Raw genomic sequence first — 13,204 nt, 5'->3', positions numbered from 1 at the left:
TGTTGAGACGCGCGAAAATCGTCGCCACCCTCGGCCCTGCCACCAGTTCCTACGAGAACGTCAGGGCCATCATCGAGGCAGGAGTTGACGTCGCCCGACTGAACCTCAGCCACGGTGACTACTCCGTCCACGACGCCAACTACGCCAACGTGCGTCGGGCGGCTGACGACGCAGGCAGGGCCGTCGCCGTGCTCGTCGACCTGCAGGGACCGAAGATCCGCCTCGGCAAGTTCGAGGCCGGCCCCTACGAGCTCGCCGAGGGCGACATCTTCAAGATCACGACCGAGGACATCATCGGCAACCGCGAGATCTGCGGAACCACGTTCAAGGGTCTGCCGCAGGACGTGAAGCCCGGGGACTTCCTCCTCATCGACGACGGCAAGGTCCGCGTCGAGGTCGTCGAGACGGACGGCGTCGTCGTCACCACAAAGGTGATCGTCGCCGGCGCGGTCTCGAACAACAAGGGCATCAACCTGCCCGGTGTCGCCGTCAACGTGCCCGCCCTGAGCGAGAAGGACGAGGCCGACCTCCGCTGGGGCCTGCGCATCGGTGCCGACCTCATCGCGCTGTCGTTCGTCCGCAACGCGGAGGACGTCACCCGCGTGCACGAGATCATGGCCGAGGAGGGCGTCCGGGTCCCTGTCATCGCCAAGATCGAGAAGCCCCAGGCCGTCGACGCGCTGGAAGAGATCGTCGACGCCTTCGATGGCATCATGGTCGCCCGTGGCGACCTGGGCGTCGAGCTCCCGCTCGAAGCCGTCCCGATCGTCCAGAAGCGCGCCGTGGAGCTCGCCCGGCGCATGGCGAAGCCGGTCATCGTCGCCACGCAGATGCTTGAGTCGATGATCTCGAGCCCCGTGCCGACCCGTGCGGAGACCAGCGACGTCGCCAACGCGGTGCTCGACGGCGCGGATGCGGTCATGCTCTCCGGCGAGACGAGCGTGGGGGAGTACCCCATCGTCGTCGTCGAGACGATGGCCCGGATCATCGAGTCGACCGAGGAGCACGGTCTGGAGCGCATCGCGCCGCTGACCGCGAAGCCCCGCACTCAGGGAGGCGCGATCACGCTCGCAGCCCTCGAGGTCGCCGACTTCGTCGAGGCGAAGTACCTCTGCGTGTTCACGCAGTCCGGCGACTCCGCACGCCGGCTCTCGCGGCTGCGTTCCCGCATCCCGATGCTGGCGTTCACCCCGGAGCCCGGCATCCGCCGTCGCATGGCGCTGACGTGGGGCATCCACTCGACGCTCGTCGACGTGGTGCAGCACACCGACCTCATGTATCTCCAGGTCGACGACTACCTGCTCTCCAACGGCCTGGCCGTCGAGGGCGACAAGGTCGTCGTGATCTCCGGTTCGCCTCCCGGGATCATCGGATCGACGAACGACATCCGCGTCCACAAGGTCGGGGATGCCGTTGGAGGTGCAGCGCCCGTCTACCAGACCGGCGTCTGACCTCTGACACCTGCGAATGCGCGCCGCCGCTCCACTCGGAGCCTGTGCGGCGCGCATTCGCCGTTGCGGGCGTGCGATACGCTCGTCTGTGGGCCGGCGTGGCGGAATGGCAGACGCGGAGCACTCAAAATGCTTTGTCCGAGAGGGCGTGTGGGTTCGAGTCCCACCGCCGGCACAGAATGACCCTCGACTAGAATGGGAATCGTGACCGAAGAACAGGCTGAGCAGTCCACGGCATCCGCACCGCGACGGGTCGTCGTCGCCGAAGACGAATCGCTGATCCGTCTCGACATCGTCGAGATCCTCCGCGACAACGGCTTCGACGTGGTCGGCGAGGCGGGAGACGGCGAGACTGCGGTGGCCCTCGCCACGGAGCTGCGCCCCGATCTCGTCATCATGGATGTGAAGATGCCGCAGCTGGACGGCATCAGCGCCGCGGAGAAGCTGCACAAGGGCAACATCGCCCCGGTGGTGCTGCTCACAGCGTTCAGCCAGAAGGAGCTCGTCGAGCGCGCCAGCGAGGCCGGTGCGCTGGCCTACGTGGTGAAGCCCTTCACCCCCAACGACCTGCTGCCCGCGATCGAGATCGCCCTCGCGCGCCACGAGCAGATCATCACCCTCGAGGCCGAGGTCGCCGACATGGTCGAGCGCTTCGAGACCCGCAAGCTCGTCGATCGGGCCAAGGGCCTCCTGAACGAGAAGATGGGTCTGAGCGAGCCGGAGGCGTTCCGCTGGATCCAGAAGGCGTCCATGGACCGTCGCCTCACGATGCAGGACGTCGCCAAGGCCATCATCGAGCAGCTGGCTCCGAAGAAGGCCTGATCTCGCTCGGAGGAGAGGTCCGACTGCGTCCGCTCGCCGCGGACGACGCCCTGGCCCTGCGGGATGCCTATGAGCGCAATCGTGCTCATCTCGCGTCCTGGGATCCCGTCCGCGAGGAGAGCTTCTACACCGAGCAGCGTCAGGCCGCTCTGATCGACGCCTTCCTCGCCGATCGGGAGAGCGGGCGCGCGGCACCTTTCGTCCTGTCGCGCGAGGCGGATGGCGCGATCGTCGGGCGGGTGAACATCAGCAATATCGTCCGTGGTGCGTTCTTCAGCGCCGACCTCGGCTACTGGATCGATGCCTCGCTCGCCGGGCGCGGGATCATGCGACGCGCCGTCGCCGAGATCTGCGCGCACGCGGCGGGAGAGCTCCGCCTGCATCGGCTCCAAGCCGCGACGCTGCTGCACAACACCGCCTCGCAGCGGGTCCTCGCCGCCAACGGCTTCGCCCGGATCGGGACGGCTCCGCAGTATCTCCGCATCGCAGGACGATGGCAGGATCACCACCTGTTCCAGCGGATCCTCACGCCAGAGGACGCGGCTCGCCTCAGGCGGGCAGGTCCTTGATCATGTTGGTGATGCGGATCGTCGAGCATCGACGGCCCTGATCGTCCGAGACGACGATCTCATGCACGGTGACGCTTCGCCCGAGGTGAATCGGGGTGCAGACGCCCGTCACCACTCCGGACGTCGCAGATCGCGTGTGCGTGGCGTTGATATCGACGCCGACGGCCAGCCGACCGGGGCCTGCGTGCAGGTTCGCCGCCATCGAGCCGAGCGACTCACCCAGCACCACATAGGCGCCGCCGTGCAGCAGCCCCACCGGCTGGGTATTGCCCTCCACGGGCATCGTCGCCACCGCTCGCTCGACGGCGAACTCGGTAAACCGGATGCCCATCTTCTCCGCGAGCGCGCCCATGCCTCTCGCCGTGGCCCATTCGAGTCCCTCGGTCGTGGTGGTGTCGCTCACGCATCCTCCTCAGCGCATGTCTGTCGTCCTCGTTAGGCTGACAGGGTGACGGACTCCGCAAAGCCTACCCTCATGGTCGTCGACGGCCATTCCCTCGCCTACCGCGCGTTCTTCGCGCTGCCGGTAGAGAACTTCACCACCAAGGACAACCAGCACACCAACGCGATCTACGGCTTCCTGTCGATGCTGGTGAACCTGCTGAAGGCGGAGCAGCCGACGCATCTCGCGATCGCCTTCGACACGTCACGGCATTCCTTCCGCACGGAGGAGTACGCGGAGTACAAGGCCACGCGGTCCGAGACGCCCCAGGAGTTCCGCGGTCAGATCCCGCTGCTGCAGGACTGCCTCGCCGCGATGTCGATCCAGGTGCTCACGCAGGAGGGCATCGAGGCCGACGACATCCTCGCCACGCTCGCGGCCCAGGGCTCGGAGCAGGGCTACGACGTGCTCGTCGTCTCCGGCGATCGCGACACCATCCAGCTCGTCAACGACGACGTCACGCTCCTGTACCCCTCGGTGCAAGGGGTCTCGCAGCTCAAGCGCTACGACCCCACCGCCGTGCAGGAGCGTTACGGCGTGCGACCGGAGCAGTACCCCGACATCGCCGCCCTGGTCGGCGAGACGAGCGACAATCTTCCCGGTGTCCCCAAGGTGGGGGAGAAGACCGCGGTGAAGTGGCTCACGCAGTTCGGGAGTCTCGACGAGCTCCTCGCCAGAGCGGGGGAGATCAAGGGCGTCGTGGGCGGCAACCTGCGCGACCACATCGACGACGTCCGCCGCAACCGAAAGCTGAACCGGCTGCTCACCGACGTCGAGCTGCCCGTGCAGCCGGCCGATCTCGCGGTGGCGCCGATCGATGCCCAGGCGGTGAGGGACATCTTCGCCCGACTGGAGTTCCGTACCCTGCTGCCCAGGGTCTTCGAGGCGGTCGGCGCCGAAGCGCCGGAAGAGGATGCCGCGAACGCGGTCGTCCTGCCGGACGCCGTTCAGGCGACGCCTCAGGAGCTGGCGGCCTGGCTCGCCTCTCATGAGGGCGAGAAGGCCGTCACGCTCGTCGTCAACGGCGGCGAAGCCGTGCGCATCGGCATCGCGTCCGCAGACGAGCTCCGTGAGACGGATTGGGACGATGCGGCCACTGACGTTCTGCGGCCCTGGCTCGAATCCGACGCCCCGAAGGTCCTCCACGACGCGAAGCCGCAGGTGAAGGCGCTGCTGCGCTCCGGCATCCGTCTCGGCGGGCTCGCCTACGACACGATCCTCGCGGGATGGCTGCTGCGGCCGAGCTTCCCAGACAAGACCCTGGGGGATCTCGTCGAGCGCTACCTCGGCGAGAAGCTGCCCGAATCGGACCCCACACAGCTCGTGCCGGAGACCGAGGGCGCGACGCCGTCACAGGAGGCATGGTTCGCTCTCAGGGCGGCTGGTGCGCTCCGTGGGGAGACGCCGGACGGCGTCGCCGCGGTGCTGACGGACATCGAGCTGCCCACGCTGCGGGCCCTCGCCGACATGGAGCTCGCCGGCGTCGCCGTCTCGCACGAGGTGCTCTCGACGTTCTCGTCCGAGCTCGGATCCCGTGCAGACGGCATCGCGCAGGACGCCTTCGCGACGATCGGGCGCGAGTTCAACATGGGCTCGCCCAAGCAGCTCCAGGAGGTCCTCTTCGAAGACCTCCAGCTCCCGAAGACCCGCAAGACCAAGACCGGATACTCCACGGATGCCGCGGCACTGGCCGACCTCCAGGAGAGCACGCCGCATCCCTTCCTCGAACAGCTCTCGCAGCATCGCGAGGCGACCAAGCTCCGCCAGATCATCGAATCGCTGGACACGGCGATCAAGCCGGACCACCGCGTCCACACCACCTACGTGCAGACGGGGAGCCAGACCGGCAGGCTCTCGAGCACGGATCCGAACCTCCAGAACATCCCGGTCCGCACCGAGGAATCACGGCGCATCCGCAGCGCGTTCCAGGTGGGCGAGGGTTACGAGACGCTGCTCACGGCGGACTACTCCCAGATCGAGATGCGGATCATGGCTCATCTGTCGGGCGATGAGGGTCTCATCGAGGCGTTCAACAGCGGAGAGGACCTGCACCGCTTCGTCGGTGCGAGGGTCTTCGGGGTGGAGCCGGGAGACGTCACCTCGGCGATGCGCACGAAGGTCAAGGCGATGTCCTACGGTCTGGTCTACGGCCTCAGCGCCTTCGGCCTCTCCAAGCAGCTGCGCATCGAGCAGTCCGAGGCGAAGCAGCTCATGCTCGAGTACTTCGCACGCTTCGGCGCTGTGCGCGACTATCTGCGCGCATCCGTGCTGGCGGCGAAGGAAGTCGGCTACACCGAGACGATCTTCGGCCGTCGACGCCCGTTCCCCGACCTCACGAGCCCGAACCGGGTCCTTCGCGAGAACGCCGAACGCGCGGCGCTGAACGCCCCCATCCAGGGGAGCGCCGCCGACATCATGAAGATCGCGCTGTTCCGGATCCATGACGACCTCATCACTGCCGGGCTGCGCTCGCGCGTGCTCCTGCAGATCCACGACGAGCTCGTCGTGGAGGTCGCCACGGGGGAGTGGGACGAGACGGAGCGCATCGTCCGGGAGCGCATGGGCGACGCAGCGTCGCTCTCCGTCCCGCTCGACGTCCAGGTGGGGCGTGGAAACGACTGGAACGAGGCCGCCCACTGACGCGGGGACGGTGACCAGTATTCTGGGATGATGAGCAGAACCCCCCGCACGACGACCCCCATCGACGCGATCGCCGAAGAATGGGTCGACACGCTCTCCACGCTCGAGCCCACGCTCGGAACGTACATCGGGCGCAACGAGGCGAACGATCGCTATGCCGATCTCAGCCCCGAAGGCCGCGACCAGTACGCTGCGGAGGTCCGCAGCACCCTCGCGCGCCTCGATGCGCAAGCGCCGACGGATGCGGTCGACGAGGTCACCAAAGCGGATCTCGGCAGTGAACTCCGGCTGGAACTGGAGTTCCACGACGCCGGATGGCACCTGCGCGACCTCAACGTGATCGCCTCGGCCGTACAGGACGTCCGCTCGGCGTACGACCTCATGCCGACGGCGTCGCTCGAGGACTGGGAGACGATCGCACGACGGCTGAGCGCCGTGCCCGCCGCGCTCAAGGGCTACACGGAGAGCCTCAGGGAGGGCATCGCGAAGGGCATCTTGCCGGCACGTCGTCAGGCCGTCGAGGTCGCGACGCAGATCGACCGCTACACCGCGGACGACGGGTTCTTCGCGGAGTTCGTCGCCGACGCGGCGCCCGCTGACGGAGAGCTGCCCGCATCATTGGCGCGCACGCTCGCCGACAACGCCGCCGCCGCGCGGGTCGCCTACGACGAACTGCGCACCTTCCTCGCGGGACCGCTCGCGCAGGCAGCGACGGAGGACGACGGCGTCGGGCGTGAGCTCTATGCCCTGAACTCCCGTCGCTTCCTCGGCGCGACGATCGACCTCGACGAGACGTACGAGTGGGGCATCGACGAGCTGCGCCGCATGGTGGACGAGCAGACCTCGATCGCCAGGGAGATCCTCCCCGGCGCCACCGTGGAAGAGGCTGTCGCGCATCTCGAGGCCGACCCCGCCCGGAAGCTGCATGGCACCGAGGCTCTGCAGCGCTGGATGCAGGAGACCAGCGACCGTGCCGTCGCTGAGCTGGCTGCCACGCACTTCGACATCCCGGAGGAGATCCGCACGCTCGAGTGCATGATCGCTCCGACCAAGGAAGGCGGGATCTACTACACCGGGCCGACCGACGACTTCTCCCGCCCTGGCCGGATGTGGTGGTCCGTTCCGGAGGGAGTGACCGAGTTCGACACCTGGCGCGAGCTGACCACCGTATACCACGAGGGCGTCCCCGGGCATCACCTCCAGATCGCGCAGTCCGTCTACAACCGTTCGGAGCTGAACTCGTGGCGCCGACTCCTCGCCGGCACCTCGGGACATGCCGAGGGCTGGGCCCTGTACGCGGAGCGGTTGATGGAGCAGCTGGGCTACCTGGACGATCCTGCGGACCGACTGGGCATGCTCGATGGGCAGCGGATGCGCGCAGCACGAGTGGTGCTCGACATCGGCGTCCATCTTGGAAAGCCGCGCCTGGACGGCACCGGCGTCTGGGATGCCGAGTACGCGCTGGAGTTCATGCGGCGGAACGTGAACATGTCGGACGAGTTCGTCCAGTTCGAGGTCAACCGCTATCTCGGCTGGCCGGGGCAGGCGCCTTCCTACAAGGTCGGTCAGCGGATCTGGGAACAGGTGCGCGACGAGTATCGGCAGCGCGAGGGAGCGGCCTTCGACATCAAGCGATTCCATAAGCGCGCGCTCGATCTCGGCGGCGTCGGTCTGGACACTCTCCGTGCCGCGCTGATCGGCTGAGCCGGCGGGAATGCCGGAGCCGCCCACCTGGTTCATGCATGTGAATAGGAAAGGCGGCACCATGGGCATCGAATTCGGGCTGGACACCTTCGGAGACATCACGCGCGGTGCGGATGGCGAGCTGATCAGCGGCGCGCAGACGATCCGCAACATCGTGGCGCAAGCCGAGCTGGCCGATCAGGTCGGCATCGACTTCTTCGGCGTGGGGGAGCACCACCGGCAGGAGTTCGCGGTGTCCGCTCCCGAGATGGTGCTCGCCGCCATCGCCTCGAAGACCGAACGCATCCGCCTCGGCACCGCGGTGACGGTGCTCTCCTCGGACGACCCCGTCCGCGTCTACGAGCGGTTCGCCACCCTCGACGCCGTGTCGTCTGGGCGTGCCGAGGTGGTCCTCGGCCGAGGTTCCTTCGTCGAGTCCTTCCCGCTGTTCGGCTTCGACCTGCGCGACTACGAGCAGCTCTTCGAGGAGAAGCTCGACCTCTTCGTCCAGCTGCTCTCGGAGAAGCCCGTGACCTGGTCGGGCACGCTCCGTCCCGCGCTCGATGCGGCGGATGTCTTCCCCAAGACCGAGCACGGTCTTCGCACCTGGGTCGGCGTCGGCGGGAGCCCGGAATCCGTCGTCAGGGTCGCCAGGCACGGTCTCGGGTTGATGCTCGCCATCATCGGCGGACCTGCTGCCCGGTTCCGCCCGTTCGTCGATCTCTATCACCGCTCCGTCGACAGCTTCGGCACGACGAGGCATCCCATCGCCGTCCACTCGCCGGGACACATCGCGCGCACCGACGAGGAGGCGTGGGATGCTGCATACTCCGGATTCGAAGCGATGAACAACACCATCGGAGCGGAGCGCGGCTGGCCGGCCTACAGCCGAGCACGGTTCCAGAACGATGTCGGCCCCGCCGGCGCGATCTATTCGGGTTCGCCAGAGCGAGTCGCCCAGAAGATCGCGGAGACCGTGACCTCTCTCGGGCTCGGACGCTTCGACCTGAAGTACGCGACGGGCACACTGGGGCACGAGCAGATGATGCAGAGCATCGAGCTCTACGGCACGGAGGTCATCCCGCGGGTGCGCGAGATCCTCGGCGACGCCGGCTGATCCAGCCGGCGCCCGAGCACCCCTACGATGAAGGGCATGGCCGATACCTCGCCGCCGAGTCGCTCCTCCCTCGCCGCTCGCATGGATGACGTTCCGTTCACGCGCCGACACCTGAAGGTGCTGACCGGATCGGGTCTCGGCTGGGCGCTCGATGCGATGGACGTCGGGCTGATCTCGTTCATCATCGCCGCCCTCGCGCAGCAGTGGGACCTGACGAAGACGGAGACCGGCTGGATCGCATCGGTCGGATTCATCGGCATGGCCATCGGCGCGAGCCTCGGCGGTCTCCTCGCGGATCGCCTCGGACGCCGTCAGGTGTTCGCCCTCACGCTGCTCGTGTACGGCATCGCCACCGGTGCCAGCGCGTTGGTCGGCGGTGTCGCTCTCCTGCTCGTGCTGCGCTTCTTCGTCGGGCTGGGGCTCGGCGCCGAGCTGCCTGTCGCCTCGACCTATGTCAGCGAGTTCGCCCCCAGCCGGATCAGAGGCCGCCTCATCGTGATCCTCGAGGCGTTCTGGGCCATCGGGTGGACGGCTTCGGCGCTGATCGGGTTCTTCGTCATCCCGGCATCCGAAGACGGCTGGCGCTGGGCCTTCGCGCTCGGAGCGATCCCTGCCGCGTACGCGCTCATCGTGCGCTGGGGCCTGCCGGAGTCGCCGCGGTGGCTGGCCGGTCGAGGCCGTATCGCCGAGGCCGAGCGCGTCGTCCAGTCCTTCGAGGCGGCGGCCGGCATCGCGTCGACGCCGGCGATCCGCAAGGAGCCGCCCTCTCGCGCGATCGCCGGCACAGCTCGTGCACGACTCGCGACGCTCTGGAACGGCGAGTTCCGAGGGCGGACGCTCGCACTGTGGACGGTCTGGTTCGCCGTCAACTTCGCGTACTACGGCGCGTTCATCTGGATCCCCAGCATCCTCGTCGCCGCGGGCTACGACCTCGTGACATCATTCGGCTTCACCCTGCTGATCACGCTCGCGCAGCTTCCCGGCTATGCCGTCGCCGCGTGGCTCATCGAGGTCTGGGGACGACGCCTCACGCTGTCCGTGTTCCTCGTCGGCTCCGCCGTCTCCGCCGTGCTCTTCGGCACGGCGACGGGGGAGGGCGCGATCATCGCGACCGGTATGGCGTTGTCGTTCTTCAACCTCGGTGCGTGGGGCGCCTTGTACGCCGTGACACCGGAGGTCTATCCGACGTCGGCGCGTGCCACCGGCGCCGGCTGGGCGGCCGGGGTCGGCCGGATCGCCTCGGTCCTGGCTCCGCTCATCGTCCCCGTGGTCCTGGACGGCGCCGGCGCCGCGACGCTGTTCATCATCTTCGGCGGATGCTTCGTCATCGCGGCTGCGGCCGCGTGGGGTCTGGTGGACCGCAGGGGCGAGGCGCTCGACGACCGCTGAGCATCCGGGACGCTCCCCGGCGCCGTAGGCTGGGGAGGTGAGTGCAGTCAGGTTCGTCGCGATCGGCGATTCGTTCACCGAGGGTGTCGGGGATGAGCTCCCCGATGGACGCGTGCGGGGCTGGGCGGACATCGCCGCCCAGGGTTGGGCGGATGCGTCGAACCAGACCGTCTCCTACGCGAATCTCGCGATCCGGGGCAAACTCGCCTGGCCGATCGTCGAACAGCAGCTCGAACCCGCTCTCGCGCTTCGCCCCACGCACCTCTCCTTCAACGGCGGCGGCAATGACATGCTGCGCCCTCGCGCGGACATGGAGCACATCGCCGATTCCTTTTCGCGCGTGCTTCGTCGCTGCGATGAGGAGGGAGTGACCCTCATCCTGCTCTCCGGGGCGAACCCCGCCGGTCAGCTGCCGATGGGCTCGCTCATCCAGCGCCGGGGTGACGAGCTGTCCGCGGCCGTCCTGCGTCGGGTGGCCGATCGTCCTGACGTCGTGCGTGCGCTGAACTGGCCGGACAGGGAGCTGTCCGAGGCTGCGTACTGGTCCGCCGACCGCCTTCACATGAACGCTGCAGGTCATCACCGTGTCGCGGCGCGCGTGCTGCACGCGCTCGGGCTCGAGCCGCCGGCCGAATGGTGGGCGCCAAGCGCGTACCCACCCGCCGGTCCGAGCGGATTCGCCTACTACCGCGAGCATGTCGGCCCCTGGGTGAAGCGGCGGGTCACCGGCACCTCCTCCGGTGACGGCAGGACGGCGAAGCACCCGGCCTGGGTCGAACGGGAACCGCAGTGACCAGCACGAACGCCAGGCGTCTTCCGCGGAGGTGGGCGCAGCTGCTCGTCGGCCTCTTCCTCTATGGGATCGGCATCGCCTTCATCGTCCGCGGCGAGATCGGCGCGGCGCCGTGGGATGTGCTCACACAGGGCATCGCGACGCACGTGCCGCTGAGCTTCGGTGTCATCACGATTCTGACGAGCGTCGTCGTGCTGCTGCTGTGGATCCCGCTGCGTCAGAAGCCCGGCATCGGGACGCTGCTCAATGCGCTCCTCGTCGGCCCTGCGGCGGACATCGGCTTCGCGGTGATCCCCCAAGGTCAGGTCCTGTGGGTCCGGGTCTGCTTCTTCGTGATCGGGTTGGTCCTGCTGGCCGCCGCGACAGGCCTCTACATCGGGGCGCGCTTCGGGCCGGGCCCCCGAGACGGGTTGATGACCGGACTCCACCGCGTCACCGGCTGGCGGATCTGGATCGTGAGGACCGCGCTGGAGGTGACCGTGGTCGTGATCGGCTGGCTGCTGGGCGGAGATGTCGGGGTCGGTACTCTCGCCTTCGCGCTGCTGGTCGGGCCGTTGTGCCAGTTCTTCATGCGGCTCTTCGCCGTTCCGGTGGGCGCCGAACCCAGGGACGCGACGACGGACGCGCGTACCGTCGAGGACCAGGAACGGACGATCCGCCCGTGACGGAGATCGAACTCGCGAGCATCCCGGCTGGCACAGTGACGCTTCACGACGCCCGCAGGCGACTGACACGATCCGTGCGACTCGAGGCGTTCGAGATCGGCGTCTATCCCGTCACGGAAGAGCAGTTCGCCGACGTCCTCGGCATCGCATCCGCCCATCCGCGGCGCCCCGCAGCCGACCTCAGCTGGCTGCGCGCGATCCGCTTCTGCAACGCCGTATCCGAGTGGGAGGGGCTGGACAGCGCGTACACGTTCGATGGCGAGGACGTGACCTGGCACGTCGACAGCGACGGGTATCGCCTTCCGACCGAAGCCGAGTGGGAGTACGCCTGTCGCGCGGGATCGACCGGGCCTCAGTACGGACCGCTCCCGGACATCGCCTGGACCAGCGCCGACGGCGTGCGATCGCCCCAGGATGTCGGCGGCCGGCTACCCAACCTCAACGGCCTCTTCGACACCCTCGGCAATGTGTGGGAATGGTGCTGGGATCTCCTCGACCCGGCACGCTACGACGACTATCGCGTGTTCAGGGGCGGCGGCTTCGCGGACGACGCGTGGAGCGTCCGGGCATCCGTCCGACGCGGCGGTGCGCCGAGGATGCACCATGAGGATGTCGGCATGCGACTCGCCAGGGGCGGGTTCGACAGCATCGACGCCGCCCAGGGGTGGTCTGCACGCGCCGACCAGGAGCGCGCCGTCTCCGACGCCCCGACGCCGCTCGGCTGGACGCCGAAGCGCTGACAGCATCATCTCGAAAGGATCACCCGCATGGCATACGATTTCGCTCCCATCATCAATCAGGGACGTGTCGCGGACCGTACGGACGGTGCGCTCCGTGGCGCCCGTGCGGCCGGCACGGCGCTGTCGGCGTACCTCGGACGCACGCCCGTCGTGGTCGGCTCTCCGGCCCCGGCACGCACGGACGACTGGAGCACCGCCCTGCCCGAAGCGGAGGAGACCCTGCACGCGCTACGGGATGCCGTCGTCGCAGCCCTGGACGCGGACACGGTGCCCTTGCTGCTGACGAACACGTGCGCAGCGAGCCTCGGCACGCTGCCCACTGCCGCAGCGCGCTATCCCGACGCCGTCGTGCTGTGGATCGATGCGCACGGCGACTTCAACACTCCGGCGACCACCGGATCCGGATATCTCGGCGGAATGGTTCTCGCAGCGGCATGCGGGCTCTGGGACAGCGGCCATGGCTCCGGCCTCGACCCGAAGCAGGTCATCGTCGTCGGCGGCAGGGATATCGACCCCGCTGAGGCTGAGTTGCTCGCAGGGGCGGGCGTGACGGTCCTTCCGCCCTCCGAGAGCACCCCCGCGCGCGTCGCCGAGCTCGTCGCCGGACGCGACGTGTGGATCCACGTCGACTGGGACGTCCTGGAGCCGGGCTACATCCCGGCGGCGTACCGTGTCGCCGACGGGCTGCTGCCGCATGAGGTGGCCGACATCTTCGCCGCGTTTCCTGCGGGACGGGTCAGAGGTGTGGAACTCGCCGAGTTCGAGGACGGGGATGCCGAGGTCCCGGCTCGCGTGAGCGTGGAGCTGATCATGGAGACGTTCCAGGCCCTCCAGCGCTGACGGTCGCCGCCGCCGCTGTCAACCCCATATGCGCCCCGACAGGGCTCCGCGGA

General features: G+C 68.2%; 12 protein-coding genes and 1 tRNA gene. 12 read left to right on the top strand and 1 reads right to left on the bottom strand.

Features of this window, described 5'->3' with window-relative positions:
- Nucleotides 1–2 precede the first annotated feature (2 nt).
- The 4 genes from pyk to ACWGJP_RS11375 all read left to right on the top strand — a co-directional run bounded on the left by pyk (nucleotide 3) and on the right by ACWGJP_RS11375 (nucleotide 2,842).
- A complete protein-coding gene (gene pyk, locus ACWGJP_RS11390; protein WP_452329901.1) occupies nucleotides 3–1,451 on the top strand; it encodes a pyruvate kinase in 1,449 nt (482 codons plus the stop codon).
- A gap of 92 nt (nucleotides 1,452–1,543) precedes the next feature.
- A tRNA-Leu gene (locus ACWGJP_RS11385) sits at nucleotides 1,544–1,626 on the top strand.
- Nucleotides 1,627–1,646: 20 nt separating this feature from the next.
- Nucleotides 1,647–2,273 carry an ANTAR domain-containing response regulator gene (locus ACWGJP_RS11380; RefSeq protein WP_452329900.1) on the top strand — a complete coding sequence of 209 codons (627 nt, stop codon included), beginning with the start codon at nucleotides 1,647–1,649 and terminating at the stop codon, nucleotides 2,271–2,273.
- On the top strand, nucleotides 2,183–2,842 hold the full coding sequence (locus tag ACWGJP_RS11375) for a GNAT family N-acetyltransferase (RefSeq protein ID WP_452330374.1): 660 nt from the start codon (nucleotides 2,183–2,185) through the stop codon (nucleotides 2,840–2,842). Before ACWGJP_RS11380 ends, ACWGJP_RS11375 begins: the two co-directional genes overlap by 91 nt.
- Here ACWGJP_RS11375 and ACWGJP_RS11370 read toward each other — a convergent pair.
- Nucleotides 2,823–3,194, bottom strand: coding sequence for a hotdog fold thioesterase (locus tag ACWGJP_RS11370; RefSeq protein ID WP_452330373.1), 372 nt, complete (start codon nucleotides 3,192–3,194; stop codon nucleotides 2,823–2,825). The genes ACWGJP_RS11375 and ACWGJP_RS11370 overlap by 20 nt on opposite strands.
- 96 nt (nucleotides 3,195–3,290) lie before the next feature.
- Between ACWGJP_RS11370 and polA the strand changes: the two genes are divergently transcribed.
- The 8 genes from polA to ACWGJP_RS11330 all read left to right on the top strand — a co-directional run bounded on the left by polA (nucleotide 3,291) and on the right by ACWGJP_RS11330 (nucleotide 13,151).
- Entirely contained in the window at nucleotides 3,291–5,924 is a 2,634-nt protein-coding gene (gene polA / locus ACWGJP_RS11365) for a DNA polymerase I (RefSeq protein ID WP_452329899.1), read from the top strand.
- Between the two features lie 30 nt (nucleotides 5,925–5,954).
- Nucleotides 5,955–7,628, top strand: coding sequence for a DUF885 domain-containing protein (locus ACWGJP_RS11360; RefSeq protein ID WP_452329898.1), 1,674 nt, complete (start codon nucleotides 5,955–5,957; stop codon nucleotides 7,626–7,628).
- 61 nt (nucleotides 7,629–7,689) lie between these two features.
- A complete protein-coding gene (locus tag ACWGJP_RS11355) occupies nucleotides 7,690–8,724 on the top strand; it encodes an LLM class flavin-dependent oxidoreductase (protein WP_452329897.1) in 1,035 nt (344 codons plus the stop codon).
- A 36-nt stretch (nucleotides 8,725–8,760) separates the two neighbouring features.
- A complete protein-coding gene (locus ACWGJP_RS11350; protein ID WP_452329896.1) occupies nucleotides 8,761–10,113 on the top strand; it encodes an MFS transporter in 1,353 nt (450 codons plus the stop codon).
- A gap of 37 nt (nucleotides 10,114–10,150) precedes the next feature.
- Nucleotides 10,151–10,906 (top strand): SGNH/GDSL hydrolase family protein, encoded by a 756-nt coding sequence (locus tag ACWGJP_RS11345; RefSeq protein ID WP_452329895.1) that lies wholly within the window; start codon nucleotides 10,151–10,153, stop codon nucleotides 10,904–10,906.
- Nucleotides 10,903–11,571, top strand: a complete 669-nt coding sequence (yczE, locus tag ACWGJP_RS11340) for a membrane protein YczE (protein ID WP_452329894.1) — start codon at nucleotides 10,903–10,905, stop codon at nucleotides 11,569–11,571. The genes ACWGJP_RS11345 and yczE overlap by 4 nt, the downstream gene beginning before the upstream one ends.
- A complete protein-coding gene (locus ACWGJP_RS11335) occupies nucleotides 11,568–12,311 on the top strand; it encodes a formylglycine-generating enzyme family protein (RefSeq protein WP_452329893.1) in 744 nt (247 codons plus the stop codon). The genes yczE and ACWGJP_RS11335 overlap by 4 nt, the downstream gene beginning before the upstream one ends.
- 27 nt (nucleotides 12,312–12,338) lie before the next feature.
- On the top strand, nucleotides 12,339–13,151 hold the full coding sequence (locus tag ACWGJP_RS11330; RefSeq protein ID WP_452329892.1) for an arginase family protein: 813 nt from the start codon (nucleotides 12,339–12,341) through the stop codon (nucleotides 13,149–13,151).
- The last annotated feature ends 53 nt before the right edge of the window (nucleotides 13,152–13,204 follow it).

It is taken from the genome of Microbacterium sp. NPDC055903, from assembly GCF_053615555.1.
This window is presented reverse-complemented; position numbering and strand designations above follow the sequence as displayed.

What these genes read in the sequence shown, in the direction of transcription:
- ACWGJP_RS11360 (WP_452329898.1), top strand. Translation starts at nt 5,955, where the DNA reads ATGAGCAGAACCCCCCGCACGACGACCCCCATCGACGCGATCGCCGAA.
- ACWGJP_RS11380 (WP_452329900.1), top strand. Translation starts at nt 1,647, where the DNA reads ATGGGAATCGTGACCGAAGAACAGGCTGAGCAGTCCACGGCATCCGCA.
- ACWGJP_RS11355 (WP_452329897.1), top strand. Translation starts at nt 7,690, where the DNA reads ATGGGCATCGAATTCGGGCTGGACACCTTCGGAGACATCACGCGCGGT.
- ACWGJP_RS11370 (WP_452330373.1), bottom strand. Translation starts at nt 3,194, where the DNA reads ATGGGCGCGCTCGCGGAGAAGATGGGCATCCGGTTTACCGAGTTCGCC.
- ACWGJP_RS11330 (WP_452329892.1), top strand. Translation starts at nt 12,339, where the DNA reads ATGGCATACGATTTCGCTCCCATCATCAATCAGGGACGTGTCGCGGAC.
- ACWGJP_RS11350 (WP_452329896.1), top strand. Translation starts at nt 8,761, where the DNA reads ATGGCCGATACCTCGCCGCCGAGTCGCTCCTCCCTCGCCGCTCGCATG.